Source organism: Wolbachia endosymbiont (group A) of Paraperithous gnathaulax (assembly GCF_964028485.1).
GTDB lineage: Bacteria > Pseudomonadota > Alphaproteobacteria > Rickettsiales > Anaplasmataceae > Wolbachia > Wolbachia pipientis.
The window spans coordinates 768,131-791,879 of record NZ_OZ034784.1 but is presented as its reverse complement, the minus strand read 5'-3'; the positions used below and the strand labels follow the sequence as shown (position 1 = coordinate 791,879).

Below are 23,749 nucleotides of genomic sequence, written 5' to 3'. Positions count from 1 at the left end.
TAAGACGTTTTTGTCATGAGAATAAATTGTGCAGGAATACAACTGTTCTCCCTTGTCATACCGTCACGGTATCTCTAGATCCCGCTAACACGTAGCGGAATGACGATTGTCAGGCCAGCGCCCCTATGATGTCATCCCAGTGTCCAGACACTGGGATCCAGGTTGCTCACAAGCAAACTAGCATAGAAAGTGGTTACAACGTTTTCGATGAGATTATATGGAAAACTGGATCCCAGTGTCAGCTACTCGGATGACATCATCCTTTTTTTGGGATTCCAGCGTCACGCGCTGGAATGACACCTTCCGTATAAACATTAAGAAATTTACCAAGCGGAGAAAAAGGCAAAAGAAGCCCCGTGGTTGGCTAATTACTTACATTATACTTTCAAGTATGGCGTTTTTTTATTCTAAACGTTTAATAACCGCGATTCAGTTGCTTTTAAGCCGCAACTAATCTAAATTATAAACATTAAGAAATTTACTAAACAGAAAAAAAGGCAAAAGAAACCCTAGGGTAGCTAGTTATTCACTATCCATTTTTTAAGTTGGCGTTTTTTTATGTTTTAAATGCTTTATAAGCGCATTTCAGCTTATATTAGGTAAAAACCTAGAAATTTTATAAAGACATAAGGTGCACATAGTGCAAAAAATTAAACATGAGACGCCAGATACGTTGAGTTTTTTTGTCATTTAATCTGTACAGAGAAGATAAATAAATAGCTTCAGTTTCATGATAAGGGGGTTGGCGAAGGGTGTCAAGTAACTTTTGCATTTAATCCATTTCTATGGCTTATATAATAATCGTTATTGTAGTATAATTTAGAATAATGCAATAGATACCTAAATGTTTTAGCTATTAATTATATGTTGCACAAAAGCATATATTGCCCTACCATCCAAGTAGGTTAGAAATAAAGAGGTTTTTATGAGTTTTACTTTACCTGAATTACCATACGATAAAACAGCTTTGGAGCCTTATATATCTGCAAAAACCTTAGATTTTCATTATGATAAGCACCATAAAGGATATTTAAATAAACTCAATGAGCTAGTTGAAAATACGGATTATCAACATGTAAAAATTGAGGAATTAATAACAAAAGTGCATGGTAATAGCGGCAACTTGCCTATATTTAATAATGCAGCACAAGTTTGGAACCATACTTTTTATTGGAATTCAATGAAAAAAAATGGTGGTGGTAAGCCTAAAGATGGTAGTCTTCTAGCAAAAAAAATTCAAGACGATATCGGTGGCTTTGATAAATTTTATGAAGAATTTTCGAGTCATGGAGTAAGCCAGTTTGGCAGTGGATGGGTATGGTTAGTGCTCGAAAAAGGTAGGTTAGGAAAGCTCAAAATCACCAAGACTCCAAATGCAGATTTGCCAATAATTTATGGCCAAGTGCCACTACTCACTATGGATGTGTGGGAGCACGCCTATTATTTAGATTGTCAAAACCGTAGAATTGACTACATAAAAGTTTTCCTTGATCATTTGATTAATTGGGATTTTGCAGAAGAGAACTTAGAAGAATATATGAGATGAATATACCCCGGGTAACAAAATTAGATAATGGTCTGCGCATAATAACTGAGCAGGTGCGTGATATTGATTCCGTAGCTTTAAGCATACGAGTTGGTGTTGGCAGTAGAGCAGAAAGTGCAAAGCAAAATGGAATATCCCATTTTTTAGAACACATGGCTTTCAAAGGGACGAAGACAAGAACTGCCTTTGAAATTGCAAAAGCTTTTGATGACATAGGTGGAGTTTTCAACGCTAGCACCGGTAGGGAAAGCACCACCTATTATGCAAAAGTCCTCAAGAAAGACATAAAAACTGGTATTGATATATTAATAGATATATTGATGAATTCCACGTTTCCAGAAGATGAATTGGAACGTGAGAAGGGTGTTGTAATACAAGAGATTTTTCAAACTAATGATTCACCAAGTGACATTATTTTCGACAAATATTTTGAGGCAGCTTATAAAGACCAACCATTTGGTAGGTCAATCTTAGGCACGCAAAATACTGTAAAATCTTTTACTCGAGGAGATCTAGATAATTACATAAATGAGCATTACTTTGGTGAGAATATGCTATTTGCCGTTGCAGGAAATGTTGAACATGAAGAAGTTGTTGCATTAACCAAAGATTTTCTCTCAAAGATTCATTCTAAAAAGCTGAAAAAAAGCCAAAATGCGAGCTGTACTGGTGGTGAGTATTTAGAACATCGTAAATTAGATCAGGTACACTTGCTAATTGGTCTACCTAGTGTTTCTCGCCATGACGATAAATATCACACGTTTCAAGTGCTTGATTCTATATTAGGGAGCGGAATGTCATCACGTTTATTTCAGGAAGTAAGGGAAAAGCAGGGATTAGCTTACTCTGTTTATTCATTTAATTCCAGCTATACTAATACAGGAATGTTTTCCATTTTTGCTGGTACAGACAGTAGTAACTTAGATAAGCTTTTAAAATCTATAACGACAGAGTTGAAGAAGTTGTCTACAGATGATCTGAAGGAAGAAGAAGTAAATAGAGTGAAAGAGCGAGTAAAATCCCAAATTTTAATGTCACGCGAAAGTGTTAGCTCACGTGCTGAAACATTGGGACACTACTACGGTAACTATAATAGGTACATCAGTAAAAATGAATTAATAGAAAAAATTAGTGCAGTTACCACTGCTAACGTAAAAAAAGCAGCAGAAGAATTGTTATCTCAGCATGAAAAAACCACTCTAGCTGCAATTGGAGAAATTGAATCATTGCCAAGTTACGATAAAGTGGTTTCTATGCTTAAAGCTTAGTGTACTTTAATTATGTTGCTTAAGCTCACTAAAAAGTTCAATGAACGGTTGCAAAATCCTTTCTATAAAAAGTTTGCTTTCTGGTTCATCGCGTATATTACTTATCAGTTTATTCAAAGTTTTCTCGCTGTTTCGTAAAAATAAATAGCTTTCTACTGCTTGCACACCAGACAAGACAGTCAAAATTCCTCCTATCACTAGACAAGCAGCTATAGCAGGTACGGTACCCACTGCAATTGCAGTTGCGATTAATGATAACCCAGCTAAGAATGTAACGGCTGAAACGCAAAACGCTATTTGATGTTTTTCTTTATTGTTAACCATAAATACCTCACAAAAACTATATTTTTAACATACCAGTGTTGTCATGTATTGTCAAGTTTTTAAAGAAGATTAAAAAATGCAACGCACATGTGCAAAAAACGCTAACTATGGATTAGCCAAGGAAGAAAGAGTAGGAAGAGGAAGGCTTTTTCTGTTTTAGGGAATATAGAATAAGCGTAGAAAAATATGAACTAGGTGTATAATTCACAGTGTAGTGGTGTCTCACTAATCCAATTATTTTTCTCCCGATCTAGCCTATCATCTAATATAGCCTGCCTTATTGATGCCATTAACTTATTCATAAAGAAAATATTATGAATGGTAACGAGCGTGTAAGCCAGGAGCTCTTTAGCTTTCAGTAAATGGTGTATATAAGCTCTTGAATGTTTTCTGCAGGTAAAGCATAAACAGTCACTTTCAATTGGGTTGTTGTCCAGCTCAAATCGTTGATTCCGCAAATTAATATGCTCTTTGCACTTTGAAGAAATAGAATTTCTGTTTTTTACTTTAACAAGTGCGCCACCATGCCTTGCTAAGCGGGTTGGATGCACGCAATCAAACGTGTCAATTCCAAGCTCTACTCCGCGAAAGATGTCCACAATTCCACCAATACCAAGCAAATGAGTAGGCCTGTCTTTTTTCAGGTGGTCCATAGTGAAAGAAACTACATCATGCATCTGCTCTTTACTTTGACCAAGTGATCCACCTATTGCTTGACCAAAAAATGGCAAATCGTTGATAAAATCACAACTTTCTCTACGTAAATCTTGATACACTCCGCCTTGACTAATTCCATACAGTGCCTGCTTGCCATTATTGTTTTTTTCAAATTCATTTAAAGAACGTTCAGCCCATCTGTGGCTCATGAGCATTGATTTTGCTGTGTATTCTTTGCTTACGTGAAATGGAGTGCATTCATCTAAAACTAGGATTAAATCTGCACCTAATTTCTGTTGAATTTGTACAGATTTTTCAGGAGTTAAGCAATAAATTTTACCATTAATGTAAGAACGAAAAATTGCCCCATCCTCATTAATTTTGATCAAAGTTTTTTGTTTTTTTCTTATTCCTTTTATCTCTTCCGAAACTGATCCGTGGCCTAAGCTAAATATCTGATATCCACCTGAGTCAGTTAGCATTGGCCCATTCCATCCTATCATCTTGCGCAAACCACCAAGTTTTGCAACAGTATTCTCTCCTGGTTGAAGCATTAGGTGATAGGTGTTGGAAAGTATGATTTGGGTACCAGCTTCACTTATTCTTTCAATATCTGCAGCTTTAATTGCAGCTTTTGTTGCGCAGAATATAAAAGCGGGGGTTTCTACGCTTCCATTTGGAGTTTTAATTGTTCCAACTCTTGCAGAACCTGATTGCTTGATTCTCTTGAATGAAAATTCTTCTTTCATCTATTTGCCTGAAAGTTCTGTTATGATGTTTTCTACTTTCTCAGGAGTAAGATTTTCATAGAAGTCATTATTGATCTGCACAACGGGAGCATTAACGCATGCACCTAGGCATTCAACTTCTTTTAAAGTGAACAAATTATCTTTAGTAGTCTCACCGATATTGATTCCAAGTTTTTTTTTTAAGGTATTTAAAACTTCTTCACTATTGCACAACCAGCAAGGAGTTGTTCTACAAATTTGTATTAGATATTTGCCTACTGGTTTTAAATTATACATGGTGTAAAAATTTGCCACTTCATATACACGAATATGTGGAATATGCAGCATATCAGCAACATAACGCATAGCAGATTCAGAAACCCATCCGCATTGCTCTTGAACCAGATATAGTAAAGGCATAACAGCACTACCTTCTCTACCTTTGGGATACATCTCTATAAACTTTCCCGCTTTCTTGAGGTTTTCTGATGTAAAACTAAACTGCTCTTCTTTTTCTATCATTCATGAGACTCGTGTAAACTTTAACAGATTATACCTGTAGAACCAATGATTGCAATTGTTGGTTTTTTGAGAAATAGCATAAAGCTTCTTAGCCCTCTTCAAGCTTATATTTACCTTTTAGTATAAAATATTATATTAATTTTTTAATTTTAGTTAAAATTTTCATTGACATTAACACACAGGAGTAATCATAATAGCATTTTATTAATATTTTAAATAAAATTATGTCTATATTAAGAAGATTGCTCGGGATCAACTCAAATACACCGGAAATTAAAGAAGCGATAGGTTTTAATCCAACAAACGTAGAATTAATTGAGGGGAATGGAGTTGCTTACGGACTCAGCTATCAAGATAATGGTAATGGGAGCAGTAAAGTAAAATTACTTATTAGTCCATTATATCAATCAAAAACATACGAATGTGGTACAAATATCAGCGTAGCAAATGAATTCAAAGATCAATTATCTCTCACATTAATAGAAGATTCAGCTGAAATAGATAAAGTTGGAGTTATCTTTCCTGAAGAAGGAATTAGCGAAGAAGGAGAAAAATGCGTTAAAGGCTTATCTTTTAACACTTAGGGAATTAAACAATCAGTTAATACTCCTTCAGTTGAACATTTAGATAAAAGAAAATTACAAAAGAATATTGATAATAATAGTCTTGCAAATGTGGGCAATAGTTACTTTCAACCAAGAGCAGTGAAAGTTGGTAATGGTGACGTAATTGTAATCGCCCATAACTTAAAGGATCAAACTTTAGTTTCTTGGTACTTAAAGTCAAGCGAGAGCGGAAAATTTAAGGTATTGACTGGAGAAAAAGGTGTTACAGAAAGAAAATTGTTCAATTTTGATAATCAGGGGCAATTGGCATTAAATGGAAACACGATGCTTTATTCGCAAGTGAGCAAAAGGATTACTAAGGAAAATCAAGAGGTGAGAAAAACACGTATTTTTAAATTTGATATGGCTAAAGTGATTCAGGGTCTGAAGGATGGAGTTAATGGCTTTTTACTTGGTAATCGAAAAGGTCAAATAGATAATAAAGCACTATCTCTTTCTAGAGAACATGAAATAAGCTTTTTGCAGTATGTTGAACAAACGGAAGGAAATGATCTAGTTGCTTTTCTTGAAAATGACCAATCAGCTAATGAGCAGAGGTTACATATAGCAACTCTACTTAAAAATGGATCAGTGTCAGATTTTCCTATCTATCAATTTACAGATCCTATAGAGCAATTATATATTAAAGGCAACGGTCAGGGTGGTTTTATCGTAACTGCGGTAAGTGGAGAAAATATTGTAACTTTTAATCAAAACGGCTCTGGAAAATCTTCTGAAGCAACAATAATACCGGCAAATAGCATCAAAACTCTCAGTGATTTTGTTAATATCATTAACGGTCGATTAACGCCAGATATTATTTCTAGTAGTACCGTGGCTCCTATAACTGTTGCAGAAACGGTTGTGACTTCTAAGAACCTGTTTAAAATCTCCTCAATAGAATAGAAATGAAGGAAAGAACAACCATTTGTAAGCTAGTGTTGAGTTTCCGCTCGCAATTTTTCCACAAACGCCTACATTTTTCCAACCAAGCAAAAGATCGCTCAACAACCCATCTTTTTGGCAATACAACGAAAGAATGTAATTCACTCCGCTTTATTACCTCAACAGTTGCACCAATAGTAGCTTTTATTTGAGTTGCAAAATTTTCTCCTGTATAGCCAGCATCAACCAGTATATTTTCAACTTCAGAGAGGTTTTTTTCAGCCTTTCCCACCATTTCCACAGCACTGCTACGATCAGTTGCTTCTGCTGTTGTTATATGAATTGCGTGTGGCAAGCCTTGCGTATCAACTGCAATATGACGCTTTATGCCTGAAATCTTTTTACCTGCATCATAGCCCTTTTTTTCAGCAGTATCTGTGTTTTTAACGCTTTGGGCATCAATTATACAGAAACTGGTTTTCTCTTTCCGACCATTGCTGATACGAACCTCTCCAACTAATTTTTTTTAAGACTATTTCCAGCAAGCTTGGTTCTGCTCCATTCTTTTTATTCCACATTTGAAAATAGTAATACACGTTCTCCCACCTCGGAAAATCTTTTGGCAGCATTCTCCACTGGCAGGGGCTTTTTAGGACATATAGCACTGCACAAAATACATCATACAAATCAAGTTTCCTTGGTTTTGTTTTCTTTCTGCTACTCTCCAGTATTGGTCTAATTTTTTCAAATTGTTCTTGACTTATATCGCTTGGATAGCTTTTTTGCATAGATATACCTCTTTCTTAACTATGCTTATTTTACCTCATATTTTCGAGATCCTTAACAGGTTCTAAGAAGACGCCGACTGCTGCAATTACTAGCACAGCAGAAACCGACGCTGTGAAGACTACTAAATTGACAACGGAAGCCGTTGCACCTACTTCTACAATAAGTAAACCTTCAACGGAGTCAACGACAGTAGCAAAAACAACTACTACTTCACAAGCGACCACGGTTGCTACAACGTCAACTAGTGTGCCGATAGTAACTTCAGGGACTGAGACAAGTACTGTAAAACCTACAGCAGCGACTGGTGCGTCGACTTCTACGATGAGTAAACCTTCAACAGAGTCAACGACTCAAACAAGTACAGTAACAGTGAAGCCAACAACAGAAGCCGTTGCACCTACTTCTACAACGAATAAATCTTCAACAGAGTCAACGACTCAAACAAGCACAGTAACAGTGGAACCAACTGCGCCAACAACAAGCTCAGAGAAAACTACACAAACAGTATTTAGTATACCAAGTACTAGAACAAAAGAGTCAACAACTCCTATATTCACCACGACTTTACTTCCTCAGTCTACTTCTTCACCACAACCTACTCAACTTGCTATAGGGTCTAATAAGGCAGGAATGATAGGGGGATCTTTGGTTGGAGCAATAGGTATTGTTGGAATTATAGGATTCATAGCATATAGATATGTTAAGGGTCGTAATGCTGCTCCTGTATTAGAACTAACTGATTTGGGTTATAGAAGGCGATCATCTTCAAGTAGCGATGAAGAAATTTTTACCACTGGTAACAGAATGCGAACTATATATCAATCTGAAACAGTGCTAAATAGTATATCAGTAGAAAGTAGTAGTCGATCAAGAAGTAGCTCATCGTCTTCAAGCGGTGGACCAGGCTCTTGACTAACTGAAGCGGAGTCTAAAAGTGAAAAAAGCTTATCTTGGGATAGTGATGATGTGCCGGAATATCACCTTTAGCTATTTGTCTAAATGTTTTTAATATGTAGACTGTTAGGAAATTGTCTTTTGCTTTTGTGATTTTCATGTTAAAGTATAATTCCTAGGTGAAATAAGTAGCTGCTGTTGTGTGATAAACATAGCAGAGGAAAGTCCGGGCTCCAAGGAAAAATAGTGACGGGTAATGCCCGCCGGAGGTAACTCCAGTTATAGGGCTACAGAAAATTACCGCCTAAAATATTTTTAGGTAAGGGTGAAAAGGTGTGGTAAGAGCACACCATGGCAATGGCAACATTGGTAGTCGAGTAACCAACACTAGGAGCAAGATTAAATAGAAGTAGATTTTATGTTTTCCTCATATCTACTCGGGTAAATCGCATGCGGTAAATGGTAACATTTACTCCAGATAAATAGCTACATAAACAGAACTCGGCTTATATTTCACCTAGGCGTTCACATGATACGTGCGATATAAGCCATGCTATATTTAAATGTGTAGGCATTTCATGCGTTGTCCTTCACTTGTTCTGCTTGATAGCCATCACTACTTTCGCCTACATTAACATTAGAATATTCATCATCATCAATATACTCTTTCAGAACATACCCTCTGCCCCAAACGGTTTCTATGTGGCTTTTTCCATCATTTGCACTTTCAAGTTTCTTACGTAATTTGCACATAAAAACATCAACTATCTTGTTATCTGAAGGTTCATCCAAGCCATTGTAAAGATGATTTAAGAACATTTCTTTTGTTAGTACTGTTCCTTTACGCAGTGCTAGCAATTCTATCATAGAATACTCTTTATTAGTAAGGTGAACCGTTTTACCTTTCACCTCAACAACCCTGTGATCAAAATTGATATTTATATTACCAATCTTTATCACCGATTCAGGATGGCCTTTAGTACGACGCACTATGGCCTTAATTCGAGCTAATAACTCGCTTTTATGAAATGGCTTGGTTAAGTAATCATCGGCACCATACCCGAGTCCTTTAGCTTTGTGATTGACAGCGGATATGCATGAAAGTATTAAGACAGGAACTTTGATTTTTGCACTTCTTAGTCTTAACAATATATCATATCCGTCAATATCACCAGGTAAGTGTATATCTAAAATAACTAGGTCATAGTAATCTCCGTTTGAGGAAACCATATTATTGTTATAATCTTGTGCAGAAGTAACAACGTCACAGAAGTGTCCATCAGAAGTTAAGGCGTTAACTACAGTCTTTGCACTTACTTGATCATCTTCAATTAATAATATACGCATATTTTACACCCCATAAATAATTTATAATTTTAGTAATATATATAACTAAGGAAAGTAATAAATCAAATTTTTATTAACAAATGATCAAAATTACACTTATTGATTAATAGTAAATATATTGTTCCAAAGTTATATAAATAGATCTAAAATATAATAGACATACCATGATAGTAATAATATTTTTAGTAAATATTGAATTAAAGTTACTATTATTAAAAGAATACTTCGGTTAATAAATATTTAACTATTCTATATGTCTGTGTTATATTTTTAATTTACTTATCCTACTATTTTAAAGTATAAGTAATATTTTCAGGAATATTGTGTGGCAATATCAATTTTAGGTGCTGGTGCATGGGGTACAGCAATCGCAATTTCATTAGGTAGTAAGAAAGATGTGATTTTGTGGACTCACAATGAAACTACATTTGAATCAATCAACGGGAAAAGAGAAAGTGACAAGCTACCCGGTTGTCGAATTTCTGATAATGTGTCAGTAAAATTGGCTATTGAAGACATAATTAATGCTTCAGTAACAATCCTCGCTGTTCCCACTCAGTCTCTGAGGAAGGTATGTCAGCAATTGCATAATTGTAATCTGAAAAAAGATGTAGCAATAATTTTAGCTTGTAAGGGAATAGAAAAGTCTACATTAAAATTACCTAGTGAAATAGTAAATGAAATTTTACCTAACAATCCTATTGCTATTTTTTCAGGTCCTAGCTTTGCTGTAGAAGTTGCAAGAAAATTACCCTATTCAATGGTTCTTGCATGCCAAAATAACACATTAGGTTCAAAGCTAGTATCAGAGCTGCAACAAGAAAATGTTAAATTGGAGTTTAGTAACGACATTATAGGAGTACAGATTTGTGCAGCGTTAAAGAACGTTTTTGCTATAGCGTGTGGGATTGTTCTAGGTAGTAAACTTGGGTTTAATGCTCATGCAGCATTGATTACGAAAAGTATGAGCGAAATTAAGGCTTTATACTCAGCAAAAATTGGTGACGGTAGTGTGGATATAAATACACTACTTGGGCCAGCATGTCTGGGTGACCTAATTATGACATGCACATCCTTGAATTCAAGAAACTTATCTTTTGGGTTTAAAATAGGTAATAGTGACAATGGCTTTAATGTTCAGCAGATTTTGTCAGAAGGCAAGTCAGTGATTGAAGGTTTTAGCACTGCTGAGTCCATATTTAATTTAGCAGGAAAGCTAAAGATAAAAATGCCTATATGTGAAGCGGTCTATAGATTATTGTATGAAAGCGCCTCTATAGAGGATACTCTTTCTGTTCTTATAAGTTAATTTTGTATTTGGATATATTGTGAAATTTTTATATAAATTAATATCAACGTGGTGGCTGTCTGGAACAGTAAAAAAAATGCCAGGTACTGTGGGTAGTTTGGCTTCTTTTCCGCTTGTTCCTGTAATCCTGAGCAACAAAATTTTAGGTGCAGCAATTATTTCTTTTTTATTCTTAATTGGATTATGGTCTACAGGTAATTATATAAAACATTACAAGACTTCATGTGATCCAAAAGAGGTAGTAATTGACGAAGTGGTTGGTCAATTGCTGACGATACTTTTAGTTTCGATATTGTTAAGCCAAGAGATGAATTGTTCTTCATTGTTGTTGTGCTTTTTTTCTTTTAGGTTTTTTGATATAATAAAAACGTGGCCTATAAATTTAATCGATAAAAATACCAAAGGTCCTTTAGGTATTATGCTAGATGACGTTATAGCTGCAATTTTAGCCTGTGTTCTTATAGGAGCCTTTTATTGTTTATTGTTGGTGTATGCAGGATAAAAAAATTTATTATTCAAGCTTAATTGTTCAAAATCTAAAGGATTATATACTGTACACAGCGAATTTATCTGAGTGGGAAGTACACGATGAATTTGATAACATCATATTTACAATAAATGGTACCAGGGAGTCATTATTTAATTTTGTGTTCTGTGGAGATCAATGTACCGAGCTTTCTATACAAAAAACTCTAGATTATCTCAGAACAAGAGATATAGAAGCAACATGGGTAATAAATTCACATATGAAAATAAGAGATATTTTAGAAAAGTGTGAAATAAAACACGTTAGCACACCAAAAAAAGCTTTACTTAATATGAAAAATTACTTTTTACCTGCTGATGTTATTCCAAACTTGAGGTTAAATGCTGTGAATGGTAGCAACCTCTTAGAACAGTTAGATCTACACACTTCTAAAATTTTTTATCATGGCGTTGGAATTGTCAGCACATTTTTTCGCGGATTATCAAATTATGATGATAAGAACTCAAGATTAAGATTTTTTCTTGTAACACTAAATAATGAAATTATTGGGACATGCGGTCTTTATGTTCAAGATAGCGTAGCTGGTTTTTATAGTGATGGAGTTTTACCAATTTACAGGAATCGTGGAATAGGTACCCAAATGGTTTTAGAAAGAATAAAGATAGCTAAACAGCTTGAATGCAAATATATAGTAGCACATTGTATGAAATCTTCTGTGAACCTTTATAAGAGATTGGGCTTTCAAATGTTAGGCAATCTTTACTTATATACCTCTTCAGCATAATTCTGAGCGGTTACAAATTTTTACATTTGTTTTAAAAGTGCTATGTTTTTTTTGTATGAAGTGGTTTTAATATTGATTCTAATATTATTCTTTCTCTCTTATTCTAAATTAAAAATTAGTAATAAGATTAAGAACTTACAGCATCAAAATGTTATCATAAATAATTTAATTGATACTGTGAATGATGGGTTTTATATTTGGGATGCAAAAAAACGTATAGAAAAGTTCTCTCCCAATTTACTAATTTTGCTTAATACTGTTTTTTACTCATTTAATGAGTTTGTGAATTTTTTTGAGCAATCAGAAAGCTTAATCAAAAATTTTGTTGAGGCAAAGGAAATAAATAAATCTTTTACTCTAGATTTAAAGTCAAAAGACAGTGAGGTTTATTGCATATGTTACGGTAGAAGCATAATAGATGATTCTAACAATGTGATAGGTGTGCTGTTATGGATAAGGAATGTCTCAGACTGTAAGATAAAGGCTAACGGACTTGAGTTAGAAAATAGTAAGCTTACACAGGAAGTGGAGAGCTATAAAAACGTTTTCAACTCTTTACCATTTCCAATACTAAGATATAACAAGAGTAGAAAGGTGGAATTTTATAACTTGTTTTATGATAAATATGTAGATGGTTCTAAGAAATTTGCTATTACCGGTAGCGCTCATAGCACAAAACCAGGAAGACATGTCATAACTTATAAGAACGAACCTAAGGTTTTCGATTTTGTTAAAATTCCAATACAAGGTTCTGGTAGCATAGTAATGTATGGGAAAGATGTTAGTGATGCAGAGAAATTATATACTGAATTAAACAGTTATTTAGCTACACAGAAAAATTTGCTTGAGAGGTTACCGGTTGCTATAGTAATATATAGTAAGAATCAAAAGCTAAAATTTTATAATAATGCTTTTATAAAAACCTTTCAATTTGACCCAAAATTTTTGGCATCTTACCCAACTTATCACGAAGTTATGCTTTACCTCTTCGAATCTAAAAAGCTTTTAGAAAAAGAGGATTTTCAAACTATTAGTAACCAAAGACATGAGTTGTTCAAAAAATTATTTGAATCGTACGATGATACGATGCACTTCACAAACGGAAAAGCGTTCAGGGTATTAACAATACCCTACGCTTCGGAAGGTTTGCTGTTCTCTTACGAAGAATGCAAAAGATAATACTTAAACTCCTTCTCTCTCTACCATGAGCTGTTTTACTTTCGCTATTGCTCTTGCTGGATTAAGTCCTTTAGGACAAGTTTTTGTGCAATTCATTATTGTATGACAACGATACAACTTGAATGGGTCGTTTAAAACATCAAGTCTTTCACCTGTCTTATTATCACGGCTGTCAGCAATCCATCTGTAAGCTTGTAATAGTATTGCTGGTCCTAAAAATTTATCACTATTCCACCAGTAGCTTGGGCAACCAGTCGAACAGCAAGCACATAATATACAGTCGGACAAGCCATCTAATTTTTTTCTATCTTCAGAAGATTGAGAGTATTCTTTATTTGGTAGGGCAGGCTTATCTGCTTGTAACCAAGGTTTAATTGATTTGTATTGCTCATAAAATTGGCTCAAATCCGAGACTAGGTCCTTTATTACATACATGTGAGGTAATGGATATATTTTTACGTCACCTTTTATATCATGTATAGATCTAGTACATGCAAGAGTATTGGTTCCGTCAATATTCATGGCACAAGATCCACATATGCCTTCTCTACAAGAACGTCTGAAAGTTAAAGTCGAATCTATTTCATCCTTTATTTTTATTAATGCATCAAGTACCATAGGGCCACAACTATCCATATCAATAAAAAATGTGTCTATTCTAGGGTTTTTCTCGTCATCAGCAGAACAACGGTAAATTTGAAATCTTCTGATGTTTTTTGCTCTAGCAGGAATAGGATAAATTTTGCCCTTTTGATTAATTTTAGAATTCTTTGGCAAAGAAAACTGAACCATATCACTTACCTTTTATTGTTTATAGCTAAAACCTTTTGTAGATAACATATTTTATTATCATCTACTATATTTTTATTAAATTCCTTTTAAATCGCACACATATTGTAGCCAAGCGAAGCTAAAATCTCTCTTTCTAGATTTTTCATTATAATTTCTTCATCTTTTTTTTGGTGATCATAACCAAGTAAATGCAGTAATCCATGCACTAACATGTGTGCAATGTGAGCAAGAATGGGTATATAATACTCATGCGATTCTCTTTTTATTGTGTCTATTGAAATTGCTATGTCTCCTAAATCGCACTCATTAGACAATTGTTCATACGGAAATGATAGTACGTTAGTTGGCTTATCCATTTCTCTAAATTTTAAATTAAGTTGATGTAGCAAGTCATCATCAGCCAGAGCTATTGATATATTTGGTTTATAGTGGTCTATTTTTAATTCTTTTAGAGAAGCATTGATGACACCTAATACAAAATTTTTAGGATTTTCTATAATGCTGCACCATTTCTTGTCAAGAATATTTACTTCTAACATGAGTGACACATCAGTAAGGGTGTCATGCAAATAGCTGACACTGGAATCCAAAAAAGAAGAGTTATAGACCCTTGTGTCATGTACACAACTGTACGAATATTGTACACTAGAAGGATGTCATCCCAGTGTCTAGGCACTGGGATCCAGGAATTTTGATTAGACATCAAGTTAGTGAATATAAAAGTAGCTAATCTTATATTAAAACACAACGGCTTTAATGTGGTTGCATTAAGGCTGGATTCCAGTGTCAAGCACTGGAATGACACCTTTGTGTTTGATGCAAAATCGGCTATAACGTTTAATGCACTGCCTTCGAGACAAATATTCATACAGCTGTGCGTTGTGTGCTGAGATGACATCATTTAGGAACTGAAATGACAGGTATTACACATCACTCATCCTTATTATTTCATTCCATTCAATTTCCGAAACTGGGGCAATTGATAAACGTGGTTGTTTTAATATAGTCATATTTTTCAAAAGTGGGTTTTGTTTTATATTATTTAACGTTACTTGGTTATTTAAAGGTTTCAAAAACTTTACATTCACTAATCCGAACTTGGGATCATTAACATGATAATACTCTTTAAATACTTCAACGATTCCAAGTATTGCTTTCTCTTTACCTGTATGATAAAAAAACGCAAGATCGCTTGCTTTCATAATTTTCATGTAATTTTGAGCTTGATAATTGCGCACACCATCCCACTCAACTACCTGCTCCTTTTCCATTTTTTGCCATGAGTATTCACTTGGCTCTGACTTAAGTAGCCAAAATTGCATTATTTTTTTCTTCTTAAGTAAGCTGGTATATCATAGATATTGCTGCCCCACTTAGCTCCTTCGCTTACCTGTTCAGCTGGTTTTGTTTCCAGTGTTTTGTCTTGTGTACTTTCACTTTGACTATATGGCCACTTAAATTTCTCTTTCTCTGAGTCTTCGCTCTGACTTATAGGTGAAGTTTCTGATTTATTATTGCGACCATCAATGCCAGTTGCAAGAACAGAAACTCTAACTCTTCCCTCCATCGCTTGATCAAAAGTAGCACCAAATATTATATTTGCATTTTCATCTACTTCTTCACGCACTCTATTGGCTGCAGCATCAACTTCAAACAGAGTCATATCTCCGCCACCAGTAATGTTAATTAATATTCCTTGCGCACCTTTCATTGATACATTATCAAGCAATGGATTAGATATTGCAGCCTCTGCAGCACTAATTGCTCTATCTTCTCCTTCTGCCTCTCCGGTGCCGATCATCGCTTTGCCCATCTCGCTCATTACTGTTTCTATATCAGCGAAGTCAAGATTGATAAGCCCTGGCATGACCATCAAGTCAGTTACTCCTCTGATGCCAATGTGCAGAACATTATCAGCAAGTTTAAATGCATCAGAAAATGTAGTTTTTTCATTTGCAATTCTAAATAAATTCTGATTTGGAATGACAATAAGTGTATCCACGTATTTTTGCAGTTCTTCAAGTCCAAGCTCTGCAATGCGCATACGGCGCACACCTTCAAAACCGAACGGTTTAGTTACAACTCCAACAGTCAATATCTTTTTTTCTTTTGGCGCTCTATCCTTAACTGCGGCTCTTGCTTCTCTGGCTGCTTTTGCAATTACCGGTGCTGCACCGGTTCCAGTACCACCGCCCATTCCTGCTGTGATGAAAAGCATATGACTATCTTTTATATGCTCCATAATCTCATCAATTGACTCTTCTGCTGCACCTTTGCCAACATCAGGCAAAGCACCAGCACCAAGCCCCTTAGTTAAATTAATGCCAAGCTGAATTTTTTTATCACATAACGACTTTTCTAGTGCTTGAGCATCGGTATTTGCGACAACAAAATTCACTCCTTGCAAATTAGATTGGATCATGTTATTCACAGCATTTCCACCAGCACCACCCACTCCCACAACGGTAATCCTTGGGTGTAATATAGGCAACTCCGGCAGACTAAGATCAATAGACATTTAAATTACTCAAATTTAGCGAATTCACTTGATAATAAGTTACCGCTTTTTTAATAATATGCAAATACTTTTCACTTCTATAGGCGTAAATAGTAAACGGGATTTACTTATTCTTAACATTTATACTAATAAGTGCCGTTAATTATAATAACTAGATTCTTAGATGACATCACTTAACCGATGCAAAAAATAGAAAACGTTTATAAAAAGGGACAGAAACCTATCCCTTTTTATTTTGTTGAAGATTATTATATTGTCTGATCTTTCCCTTTCAATGCTTCAACTGCAACATCTTTTAATTTTGAGGCAACTTGATATGTTCCATAAACAGCAGCAACTGCAGCAATTGCCATTATGGCACCCGCAACTATCTGACCAGCAACACCTGTTCCGATAAATCCAGGTAATGAAGCAGCTATTGCTTGATTTGTTCCAACAAAGTAACTGGCAGTCTTAGCAAGAAACCCAGAAGCTTCTGCTGCACTAACAAAGCCTGCTTTCATATGCATTGCTGTAAAGACAACACTTGCAACTGCAAGCGGAAATAATGCTGTTCTCCCTTTATTATGCATAGCGTACTGACCAGCTCCACCAGCTCCACCAGGAATTCCCCAGTATTTTTCAGCTTGTATATATCCTTCTGAAATAGCATGAAAAATGCCATCCTCTTTTCTATACTCATAATTTGTTAATGCCATAACTCTACTCCTTAAATAGAATGTTAAAATTTCATTAAGGAAGCATATAGTAAAAAAAATTGCCTGTCAAGTAAACTAATTTTTTAATATACCTTTATTCTGTAATTGAGCGCTTCAGCAATGTGTGCTCTTTTTACTTCTTCACTTTTTGCAAGATCTGCAATAGTTCTTGCAACTTTTAATACGCGTGTGTAGCCTCGATTGGAAATGTAATTTTCTTTCAGTACGTATTTTAGCAATTCTAACCCTGCCTGATCTGGTTCAGTAAATTTATTAAATGCTTCACCGCTTACTTCTGAATTGCAACGAATATTTAATTCACTATAGCGCTCAGTTTGAACTTTTCTTGCTGCTATCACTCTTTCTCTTATAATTTTAGTACTTTCTCCCTCCACAGAGATTTCAGGAGAGAGTATGCTAACGTTTGGCATTTCAATGCATATGTCTATTCTATCAAGCAATGGGCCTGATATTTTGTTTTTGTAATCTGTGCCACACTTTGGAGCTTTGTTGCACGATCTGCTTGCATCACCTAAATAACCGCACCTGCAAGGGTTCATTGCAGCTATCAGTTGAAAATTGGCAGGGTAGGTTATGTGAGCATTTGCCCTTGCAACGGTAACTTTTCTATCTTCAAGTGGTTGGCGCAGAGAATCAAGCACGAGTCTTGGAAATTCAGGTAGCTCATCAAGAAATAACACGCCATTGTGAGCCATGGTAATTTCTCCGGGTTTTGCATTCTTTCCTCCTCCTATCATTGCTGGCATGGAACATGAGTGATGAGGTTCACGAAAGGGGCGAGTTACTTTGAATATTTCATTACCAGTTTTTGTTATGCTGGAAATAATATTAACATCAATCATCTCCTGTTCGGTTAAATCAGGCAGCAATCCTATAAAGCGCTTAGCAAGCATTGATTTTCCAGTACCAGGAGGGCCAACAAGAAGCATATTATGCCCACCTGCTGCTGCAATTTCAGCTGCTCTTTTTGCAACAACTTGGCCTTTAATATCCTTCATATCGGGAACCAATCTTTTTTCTTTGGGTGCATCACTATATTTAAAAATTACTGGCTGAATTAATTGCTCACCCTTAAAGTGTCTGATAATATCAGTTAATTTCTCTATAGCTAGAATTGAAACATTCTTTACCCATGAAGCCTCTACTCCATTTCCCCTTGGGCAAATTACTCCTTTATTTGCCTGTTTTGCATTGATCGCTGTTGGCAGCACTCCTGAAACTGGAATAACTCTGCCATCAAGGGCAAGCTCACCCATAATGATATAAGACTGAACTTTTTCAACTGGTATCACATTCATTACAACAAGTAGTCCAATAGCAATAGCCAAGTCATAATGACTACCTTCTTTCAGTAAATCCGCAGGGGAGAGATTAACTGTAATTCTTTTTGGAGGTAGTAGTAGATTGATTGAATTTAACGCTGCTCTGATGCGTTCTTTGGATTCCGCAACAGTTTGATCTGGCAATCCAACAATATTAAAAGCTGGAATACCATTTGCCATATGAATTTGTGCATTGACATTTACTGTGCTAATTCCCTGAAGCGCAACGGTATTTATATTTGCAATCATAATATATTATATAAAATTGTTAATACAATATATTAAAGAAGCGATGAAGTAAAGGCTACAGCAATTAAAGATGGCTTAACTTAGCAAAAAAGTGTAGTATTCTATCACTTTGCTGATTACAAATGTTTATAAGGATAATCACTTTTTTCTTACTATATTCAAGTACGGCTTTTTGTAGTGATTGTAATTTTAATTTACCATACTGTGGGCTCAGTTGTAATCTAGATCTATCATATAGAAATTTAAGTAATATAAAAAAATTATTGAATAACGACGATAAGTTTGTTGCGCTTACGTTTGATGATGGACCGTCTAACAATAGAGTAAACGATATTATTAATGTTCTGGAAAGCTATGAAGCAAAAGCAACATTTTTTGTGCTTGGTGAACGTATAAATGAAAAAACGTCTGAAATAGTAAAGAAAATTCATGAATCAGGTCATGAGTTAGGCAATCACTCTTGGTCGCATAGGAAGTTGACATCACTTTCAAGTGAGGAACAATTGCAAGAATTGGAAAAGACAAATACAGCAATTAAAAATGCAATAAAACAAGATGTAAAATGGTTTCGTCCGCCATATGGATGTTATGACGATAATCTGATTGAAAATACTGATCAATTAAATATGTATTCAATATTATGGACAGTTGATTCGCTAGATTGGCAAGGTGATAAGCCAGAAACTTTAGTTGAAAGAGTTTTAAGTAATGTACATAATGGAGCAGTTATACTGTTTCATGATCACAATAACAGGTCAAACACAATTGAAGCTTTACCTCATATTATTAAAATACTAAAAAAATCAGGTTATAAGTTTGTGACCTTAAGTGAGTGGGAAAAAAGGGTTTGTAATACGGTAAAAGCCAGAAGTGTAACAATAAAAGAGGGGAAAAAAGTGCGTTTTGAAGGAATGTTATGTGGACAAAAAACAAAGTCTTTAACCGCAGAGCATTCATATTAGGTGGTATTCAGCTTACCATTTCTGCGGTTTTTAGTTGCAGGTTATATAATTTACAAATACGAAACAGACAAAAGTACGAAGCACTATCTAATAGTAATAGAATAAGAGTTGCTACTATTATGCCTAAGCGGGGCAAAATTTTAGATAGGAATAGCATTGAACTTGCGATGAACAAAATTTCGTATGTTGTTTTGTTTGATGGTTCTGGTAAGGAAGTTGATTTGCAGACATTATCAGAAGTCGAGTCTAAAATAGCAAAATCGTCAGAAAAAATAACTGCTCTTTATAAACGTTATTACCCGTTTGGTTCAATGTGTTCTCATGTAATCGGATATACAAAAAGACAGCAAGGCATAAGCGAAGTAGGAATCAGCGGTATTGAATATACATATGATCATATATTGAAAGGCAAGTCAGGAAAATCTGAGCAGGAAATAAATTCTAAAAAACGCGTCATAAAAGAATTATCAAGCATACCACAACAAGACGGACAAGATGTACAACTGACAATTGATATTAATCTGCAAGAGAAAACCGCAGAGGTATTTAAAGATCACCAAGGCTCCGCAGTGGTAATTGATGTAAATAATGGAGAAATTTTAGCATTATATAATTCACCTTCTTACGATAATAATCTTTTTGCTAGCAGGCTATCAAATGAGACTTGGGAGAGCTTGAATGCTCCTTCATTACCGCTTGTGAATCGTGCGTTATCATATCAAATTCCACCTGGTTCAATATTTAAAGTAATAGTTGCGCTTGCGGGTTTAAAAGACGGGATAATAACACCAGAAGAGAAATTCTCGTGCAAGGGCTATATGAAAATAGGTGAGCGGAAATTTCGTTGTCTGAAAAGCAAAGTCCATGGGTATGTATCTTTAAATGAGGCAATGGCATTATCATGCAACACTTACTTTTATAATATAGGGAAAAAAATAAGTGTAGACTCTCTGGTAGAAATGGCCAGAAAATTTGGTATTGGAAGTGGGCCACTGATTGGAACGTTTAAAGAAGAAGCTCCAGGGTTGTTGCCAGATAGAGATTGGCGTACACGAAAGCTATATTCGCAGTGGTATTTAGGTGACACTATCAACTTAGTTATAGGACAAGGGTATATGCTTACAACACCACTACAGCTTGCAGTTCTTGCAGCGAGGATTGCAACAGGAAAAGAGGTAATTCCCCGCATTAAGATGAATGAAACGATACAAGATTTTCCCGATATTGATGTGGATTGTGAGCATCTTAGCATAGTTCGAAAAGCTATGTTTGATGTGGTGAATTCTAAAACTGGAACCTATAAGAAAGGGCTAAGCGGTATACAAATTGCTGGCAAAACCGGTACACCAGAAATAAACTCTAAGGGCGAAAGTCATAAGTTATTTATCGCCTATGGCCCTTACCATAACCCGCGCTATGCAATCTCTGTGTTTATAGAACACGGCAAAGCCCCACGCCAAGATGTTGCTATAGCTAATGAAATATTTCAGTATATGCTTGAAACTATGAGTATTAAACTTCTTGCATAACCATATAACAAACTTTTATTGGGAATAGAAACAAAAAAACTTACTTGACACCCTTCGCCAGCGCCCTTATCATGATAGTGAAGCTATTGTATTTGCTTTCGCCAATCTGCAGATTAAAAGGTAAGGATTACTTAATGTATCGGCGTCTTATGTTCAATTTTTTGCAGTATATAGATACTGTATGTCTTTACAAAACTTCATCTACATCTAGATTTTTATCTAAATAAGCTGGACGCGCTTACAAAGCGTTACAAGACATCAAAAAATGCCAATACTCGACAGAGATAGTAAAAGACTAGCTAACTCGGGGATTCTTTGTCTTTTTTTCTGCTTAGTAAATTTCTTAAACATTTGCAGCGTAAGTTAGTTGCAATTAAAAGCGGCTGAATCTCGCTTGTCAAGCGTTTAAAACATAAAAAACGCCAATATTTTAAAGCGGATAATAACCCCAGGGTTTCTTTTGCCTTTTTTTTCATTTGGTAAATTTCTTAATATTTATAGCTAAACAACAACCGTCATCCCGCTACGTGTTAGCGGGATCTATGCTTTGAGATACCGCGAATGAATCGCGGTATGACGGTGTAGATGATGGTTAAGTAATTCGTCATCCCGCTGCTTGTTAGCGGGATCTATGTTAAGAGATACCGCGGCGGTATGACGGTTAAGTAGGGTGTCATCCCAGTGCTCCTTTTTTTGTCATCCCAGCGTCACGCGCTGGTTTCAACATTATATCATGAACTTTCTAAAATTCATTGAGTTATGCTTTCAAACGGTAGTGCCGGGGTGTGAGTATAATGATTATCAGTATATAAAAGTCATATCAGACAGACTTGAAGCGGCAAATGTTGGCAAAATGAGGCGAATAATATTCAATATGCCTCCGCGCTCGATGAAGTCCATGTGCATAAGCGTTGCGTGGCCCGCATGGATACTGGGAAACCAACCAACTGCGAGAATAATAGTTGCAAGTTATTCTCAGCGGCTCAGCGAAAAGCACTCGCTCGACACCAGGTGCGTGATGCAGTCTAGTTGGTATAGAGCGCTATTTCCAGAGATAGAACTATCCAAAGACCAGAATACCAAATATAAATTTCAAACAGTGCAGAGAGGATACAGAATCGCAACATCAGTTGGTGGAACACTAACTGGTGAAGGTGGTGATTTTATCATTGTGGACGATCCGCTCAGTTCTGCTCAAGCTTTGAGTGAAACGCTTAGAAAGCGTGCCACAAACTGGTTTGATCAGACTTTAGTAACCAGGCTGAACGATAGAAAAAAAGGAGTCATCGTTCTTGTAATGCACAGGCTACACCAGGAGGACTTAACCGGACACCTTCTCTCCAAGCCAAAAAATATATGGCATCATATTTGCTTACCGATGATTTCTGAAAATAAGAAGATTATCTATTCAATCAAAAAGCCAGCGCATCCTGTTTCTGTCATCCAAGTAACTACAACCAGTAATAAAACAGCATCGCGTGCTAGACCTGCAAAGATGTTATACTCAAGAGAAGAAGGCCAGCTATTATATCCCCTCTATGGAGGAAAAAAAGAAGTTAAGATGATAAAAGTCGAACTTGGGAGTTACGCTTTTGCTGCACAATATCAACAGAACCCTCTGCCACTTTCAAGTGGTATAATTAAACGAGAGTGGCTAAAGCGCTATAAAAATGTTCCTGATAATCTCTCGCATGTAACACAAAGTTGGGATACTGCGGTTTCAACAAGCGACATGAGCAACTTTAGTGTCTGCACCACCTGGGCAAAAATAGATAATAAATTCTATTTACTTGATGTATATCGCGCAAAGCTTGAGTATCCAAAGCTTAAAGAACAGGTTTTGTCACTAGCTGCAAGATGGTCACCACACGCAATTTTGATTGAAGCAAAAACGAGTGGTCAGCAATTGGTGCAAGAGCTAAAGACAAACAGTGATTTACCGATTATTGAAATAGTGCCACATGATGACAAGCTCACTCGATTTCATCAAATTGTTCCGATTATAGAGTCTGGCAAGGTTTTTCTGCCGCACCAAGCAGTATGGCTGAACGATTTTGAGTATGAGATTTTAATGTTTCCTGAAACTCGACACGATGATCAAGTGGATAGTACCGTGCAATATTTGCAGTGGGTGAGAAACAGTACCTCCAGGGTTGCAGCTATACGAGCATTGTGATTTGAGTCTACCAGTACTGGGATGACAGCTAGGAGACAACCGTCATCCCGCTGCTTGTTAGCGGCTGAGATACCGCGGCGGTATGACGGTTCGCGGCGGCATGACAATAAGCTCGTCATTCCGCTACTCGTTAGCGGAATCTATGCTGAGATATCGCG

Annotated in this window: 26 protein-coding genes and 1 other RNA gene; 16 read left to right on the top strand and 11 right to left on the bottom strand. The window is 35.8% G+C overall.

Annotated elements, in window-relative coordinates:
* The first annotated feature begins 125 nt into the window (after positions 1-125).
* The 3 genes from ABWU74_RS04245 to ABWU74_RS04235 all read left to right on the top strand — a co-directional run bounded on the left by ABWU74_RS04245 (position 126) and on the right by ABWU74_RS04235 (position 2,814).
* On the top strand, positions 126-254 hold the full coding sequence (locus tag ABWU74_RS04245) for a hypothetical protein (protein WP_341810278.1): 129 nt from the start codon (positions 126-128) through the stop codon (positions 252-254).
* Positions 255-925: 671 nt separating this feature from the next.
* Positions 926-1,546, top strand: coding sequence for a superoxide dismutase (locus ABWU74_RS04240; RefSeq protein WP_010082437.1), 621 nt, complete (start codon positions 926-928; stop codon positions 1,544-1,546).
* Positions 1,543-2,814 (top strand): M16 family metallopeptidase, encoded by a 1,272-nt coding sequence (locus ABWU74_RS04235; RefSeq protein ID WP_010962800.1) that lies wholly within the window; start codon positions 1,543-1,545, stop codon positions 2,812-2,814. Before ABWU74_RS04240 ends, ABWU74_RS04235 begins: the two co-directional genes overlap by 4 nt.
* Positions 2,815-2,820: 6 nt before the next feature.
* Here the strand turns inward: ABWU74_RS04235 and ABWU74_RS04230 are convergent, their stop codons facing one another.
* The 3 genes from ABWU74_RS04230 to nuoE form a co-directional block, all read right to left on the bottom strand.
* Entirely contained in the window at positions 2,821-3,138 is a 318-nt protein-coding gene (locus ABWU74_RS04230) for a hypothetical protein (protein WP_010082444.1), read from the bottom strand.
* A 191-nt stretch (positions 3,139-3,329) separates the two neighbouring features.
* Positions 3,330-4,544, bottom strand: coding sequence for a tRNA guanosine(34) transglycosylase Tgt (gene tgt / locus ABWU74_RS04225; RefSeq protein WP_010082445.1), 1,215 nt, complete (start codon positions 4,542-4,544; stop codon positions 3,330-3,332).
* Positions 4,545-5,045, bottom strand: coding sequence for an NADH-quinone oxidoreductase subunit NuoE (nuoE, locus tag ABWU74_RS04220; RefSeq protein ID WP_264329512.1), 501 nt, complete (start codon positions 5,043-5,045; stop codon positions 4,545-4,547).
* Positions 5,046-5,269: 224 nt separating this feature from the next.
* On the opposite strand from nuoE, the gene ABWU74_RS04215 reads away from it, so the two are divergent.
* Together ABWU74_RS04215 and ABWU74_RS04210 are read left to right on the top strand one after the other, a co-directional pair.
* Positions 5,270-5,629 (top strand): hypothetical protein, encoded by a 360-nt coding sequence (locus ABWU74_RS04215; protein WP_353289220.1) that lies wholly within the window; start codon positions 5,270-5,272, stop codon positions 5,627-5,629.
* A 120-nt stretch (positions 5,630-5,749) separates the two neighbouring features.
* Positions 5,750-6,556 (top strand): hypothetical protein, encoded by an 807-nt coding sequence (locus tag ABWU74_RS04210; protein WP_353289219.1) that lies wholly within the window; start codon positions 5,750-5,752, stop codon positions 6,554-6,556.
* On the opposite strand, the gene ABWU74_RS04205 is transcribed toward ABWU74_RS04210, so the two are convergent.
* Positions 6,534-7,323, bottom strand: a protein-coding gene (locus ABWU74_RS04205) for an IS5 family transposase (protein WP_353289218.1) whose coding sequence is annotated in 2 segments (ribosomal slippage) — positions 6,534-7,061 and positions 7,063-7,323 — 789 coding nt in all. Because the reading frame shifts where the segments join, the coding sequence is not laid out codon by codon here. The genes ABWU74_RS04210 and ABWU74_RS04205 overlap by 23 nt on opposite strands.
* A gap of 322 nt (positions 7,324-7,645) precedes the next feature.
* Between ABWU74_RS04205 and ABWU74_RS04200 the strand changes: the two genes are divergently transcribed.
* A complete protein-coding gene (locus ABWU74_RS04200; protein ID WP_353289217.1) occupies positions 7,646-8,236 on the top strand; it encodes a hypothetical protein in 591 nt (196 codons plus the stop codon).
* A 157-nt stretch (positions 8,237-8,393) separates the two neighbouring features.
* Positions 8,394-8,743: RNase P RNA component class A (rnpB, locus tag ABWU74_RS04195), an RNA gene on the top strand.
* 51 nt (positions 8,744-8,794) lie between these two features.
* Here rnpB and ABWU74_RS04190 read toward each other — a convergent pair.
* The gene (locus ABWU74_RS04190) at positions 8,795-9,565 is read right to left on the bottom strand and encodes a response regulator transcription factor (protein ID WP_010962797.1); all 771 of its coding nucleotides are present in this window, start codon (positions 9,563-9,565) and stop codon (positions 8,795-8,797) included.
* Positions 9,566-9,890: 325 nt separating this feature from the next.
* Here ABWU74_RS04190 and ABWU74_RS04185 point away from each other — a divergent pair, with 325 nt between their 5' ends.
* The 4 genes from ABWU74_RS04185 to ABWU74_RS04170 are packed head-to-tail and all read left to right on the top strand — an operon-like array spanning position 9,891 to position 13,324.
* Positions 9,891-10,874 (top strand): NAD(P)H-dependent glycerol-3-phosphate dehydrogenase, encoded by a 984-nt coding sequence (locus tag ABWU74_RS04185; protein WP_010962796.1) that lies wholly within the window; start codon positions 9,891-9,893, stop codon positions 10,872-10,874.
* A 19-nt stretch (positions 10,875-10,893) separates the two neighbouring features.
* Positions 10,894-11,376: a phosphatidylglycerophosphatase A gene (locus tag ABWU74_RS04180; RefSeq protein ID WP_006279290.1), complete on the top strand. Its 483-nt coding sequence runs from the start codon at positions 10,894-10,896 to the stop codon at positions 11,374-11,376.
* Positions 11,366-12,145, top strand: a complete 780-nt coding sequence (locus tag ABWU74_RS04175) for a GNAT family N-acetyltransferase (RefSeq protein ID WP_006280097.1) — start codon at positions 11,366-11,368, stop codon at positions 12,143-12,145. Before ABWU74_RS04180 ends, ABWU74_RS04175 begins: the two co-directional genes overlap by 11 nt.
* 42 nt (positions 12,146-12,187) lie before the next feature.
* Positions 12,188-13,324, top strand: a complete 1,137-nt coding sequence (locus tag ABWU74_RS04170; protein WP_010962793.1) for a hypothetical protein — start codon at positions 12,188-12,190, stop codon at positions 13,322-13,324.
* A gap of 3 nt (positions 13,325-13,327) precedes the next feature.
* On the opposite strand, the gene ABWU74_RS04165 is transcribed toward ABWU74_RS04170, so the two are convergent.
* Entirely contained in the window at positions 13,328-14,116 is a 789-nt protein-coding gene (locus tag ABWU74_RS04165; protein ID WP_353289216.1) for a succinate dehydrogenase iron-sulfur subunit, read from the bottom strand.
* A gap of 86 nt (positions 14,117-14,202) precedes the next feature.
* On the bottom strand, positions 14,203-14,655 hold the full coding sequence (ybeY, locus tag ABWU74_RS04160; protein ID WP_010082473.1) for an rRNA maturation RNase YbeY: 453 nt from the start codon (positions 14,653-14,655) through the stop codon (positions 14,203-14,205).
* Positions 14,656-14,679: 24 nt separating this feature from the next.
* On the opposite strand from ybeY, the gene ABWU74_RS06715 reads away from it, so the two are divergent.
* Together ABWU74_RS06715 and ABWU74_RS04150 are read left to right on the top strand one after the other, a co-directional pair.
* Positions 14,680-14,811 carry a hypothetical protein gene (locus ABWU74_RS06715; RefSeq protein WP_255322244.1) on the top strand — a complete coding sequence of 44 codons (132 nt, stop codon included), beginning with the start codon at positions 14,680-14,682 and terminating at the stop codon, positions 14,809-14,811.
* 15 nt (positions 14,812-14,826) lie between these two features.
* A complete protein-coding gene (locus tag ABWU74_RS04150) occupies positions 14,827-15,006 on the top strand; it encodes a hypothetical protein (protein ID WP_022626337.1) in 180 nt (59 codons plus the stop codon).
* 33 nt (positions 15,007-15,039) lie between these two features.
* Here ABWU74_RS04150 and ABWU74_RS04145 read toward each other — a convergent pair whose 3' ends face one another.
* From ABWU74_RS04145 to ABWU74_RS04130, 4 genes are all read right to left on the bottom strand, one after another.
* A complete protein-coding gene (locus ABWU74_RS04145; RefSeq protein ID WP_007549395.1) occupies positions 15,040-15,438 on the bottom strand; it encodes an EVE domain-containing protein in 399 nt (132 codons plus the stop codon).
* Positions 15,438-16,634: a cell division protein FtsZ gene (gene ftsZ, locus ABWU74_RS04140; RefSeq protein ID WP_010962790.1), complete on the bottom strand. Its 1,197-nt coding sequence runs from the start codon at positions 16,632-16,634 to the stop codon at positions 15,438-15,440. The genes ABWU74_RS04145 and ftsZ overlap by 1 nt, the downstream gene beginning before the upstream one ends.
* Positions 16,635-16,882: 248 nt before the next feature.
* Positions 16,883-17,332 (bottom strand): hypothetical protein, encoded by a 450-nt coding sequence (locus tag ABWU74_RS04135; RefSeq protein WP_353289215.1) that lies wholly within the window; start codon positions 17,330-17,332, stop codon positions 16,883-16,885.
* Positions 17,333-17,415: 83 nt separating this feature from the next.
* Positions 17,416-18,924, bottom strand: a complete 1,509-nt coding sequence (locus tag ABWU74_RS04130) for a YifB family Mg chelatase-like AAA ATPase (protein ID WP_353289214.1) — start codon at positions 18,922-18,924, stop codon at positions 17,416-17,418.
* Positions 18,925-19,046: 122 nt separating this feature from the next.
* Between ABWU74_RS04130 and ABWU74_RS04125 the strand changes: the two genes are divergently transcribed.
* The 3 genes from ABWU74_RS04125 to terL all read left to right on the top strand — a co-directional run bounded on the left by ABWU74_RS04125 (position 19,047) and on the right by terL (position 23,591).
* On the top strand, positions 19,047-19,886 hold the full coding sequence (locus ABWU74_RS04125; RefSeq protein WP_264706004.1) for a polysaccharide deacetylase family protein: 840 nt from the start codon (positions 19,047-19,049) through the stop codon (positions 19,884-19,886).
* A complete protein-coding gene (locus ABWU74_RS04120) occupies positions 19,841-21,415 on the top strand; it encodes a penicillin-binding transpeptidase domain-containing protein (RefSeq protein WP_209472678.1) in 1,575 nt (524 codons plus the stop codon). Before ABWU74_RS04125 ends, ABWU74_RS04120 begins: the two co-directional genes overlap by 46 nt.
* A 733-nt stretch (positions 21,416-22,148) precedes the next feature.
* Positions 22,149-23,591 carry a phage terminase large subunit gene (gene terL, locus ABWU74_RS04115; RefSeq protein WP_353289439.1) on the top strand — a complete coding sequence of 481 codons (1,443 nt, stop codon included), beginning with the start codon at positions 22,149-22,151 and terminating at the stop codon, positions 23,589-23,591.
* Positions 23,592-23,749: the final 158 nt, after the last annotated feature.

Excerpts from the sequence above, each read along its gene's own strand:
- ABWU74_RS04245 (WP_341810278.1), top strand. The coding sequence starts at position 126 with ATGATGTCATCCCAGTGTCCAGACACTGGGATCCAGGTTGCTCACAAG.
- ABWU74_RS04240 (WP_010082437.1), top strand. The coding sequence starts at position 926 with ATGAGTTTTACTTTACCTGAATTACCATACGATAAAACAGCTTTGGAG.
- ABWU74_RS04235 (WP_010962800.1), top strand. The coding sequence starts at position 1,543 with ATGAATATACCCCGGGTAACAAAATTAGATAATGGTCTGCGCATAATA.
- ABWU74_RS04230 (WP_010082444.1), bottom strand. The coding sequence starts at position 3,138 with ATGGTTAACAATAAAGAAAAACATCAAATAGCGTTTTGCGTTTCAGCC.
- tgt (WP_010082445.1), bottom strand. The coding sequence starts at position 4,544 with ATGAAAGAAGAATTTTCATTCAAGAGAATCAAGCAATCAGGTTCTGCA.
- nuoE (WP_264329512.1), bottom strand. The coding sequence starts at position 5,045 with ATGATAGAAAAAGAAGAGCAGTTTAGTTTTACATCAGAAAACCTCAAG.
- ABWU74_RS04215 (WP_353289220.1), top strand. The coding sequence starts at position 5,270 with ATGTCTATATTAAGAAGATTGCTCGGGATCAACTCAAATACACCGGAA.
- ABWU74_RS04200 (WP_353289217.1), top strand. The coding sequence starts at position 7,646 with ATGAGTAAACCTTCAACAGAGTCAACGACTCAAACAAGTACAGTAACA.
- ABWU74_RS04190 (WP_010962797.1), bottom strand. The coding sequence starts at position 9,565 with ATGCGTATATTATTAATTGAAGATGATCAAGTAAGTGCAAAGACTGTA.
- ABWU74_RS04175 (WP_006280097.1), top strand. The coding sequence starts at position 11,366 with ATGCAGGATAAAAAAATTTATTATTCAAGCTTAATTGTTCAAAATCTA.
- ABWU74_RS04170 (WP_010962793.1), top strand. The coding sequence starts at position 12,188 with ATGTTTTTTTTGTATGAAGTGGTTTTAATATTGATTCTAATATTATTC.
- ABWU74_RS04165 (WP_353289216.1), bottom strand. The coding sequence starts at position 14,116 with ATGGTTCAGTTTTCTTTGCCAAAGAATTCTAAAATTAATCAAAAGGGC.
- ybeY (WP_010082473.1), bottom strand. The coding sequence starts at position 14,655 with ATGTTAGAAGTAAATATTCTTGACAAGAAATGGTGCAGCATTATAGAA.
- ABWU74_RS06715 (WP_255322244.1), top strand. The coding sequence starts at position 14,680 with ATGCAAATAGCTGACACTGGAATCCAAAAAAGAAGAGTTATAGACCCT.
- ABWU74_RS04145 (WP_007549395.1), bottom strand. The coding sequence starts at position 15,438 with ATGCAATTTTGGCTACTTAAGTCAGAGCCAAGTGAATACTCATGGCAA.
- ftsZ (WP_010962790.1), bottom strand. The coding sequence starts at position 16,634 with ATGTCTATTGATCTTAGTCTGCCGGAGTTGCCTATATTACACCCAAGG.
- ABWU74_RS04135 (WP_353289215.1), bottom strand. The coding sequence starts at position 17,332 with ATGGCATTAACAAATTATGAGTATAGAAAAGAGGATGGCATTTTTCAT.
- ABWU74_RS04130 (WP_353289214.1), bottom strand. The coding sequence starts at position 18,924 with ATGATTGCAAATATAAATACCGTTGCGCTTCAGGGAATTAGCACAGTA.
- ABWU74_RS04125 (WP_264706004.1), top strand. The coding sequence starts at position 19,047 with ATGTTTATAAGGATAATCACTTTTTTCTTACTATATTCAAGTACGGCT.
- ABWU74_RS04120 (WP_209472678.1), top strand. The coding sequence starts at position 19,841 with ATGTGGACAAAAAACAAAGTCTTTAACCGCAGAGCATTCATATTAGGT.
- terL (WP_353289439.1), top strand. The coding sequence starts at position 22,149 with ATGAACTTTCTAAAATTCATTGAGTTATGCTTTCAAACGGTAGTGCCG.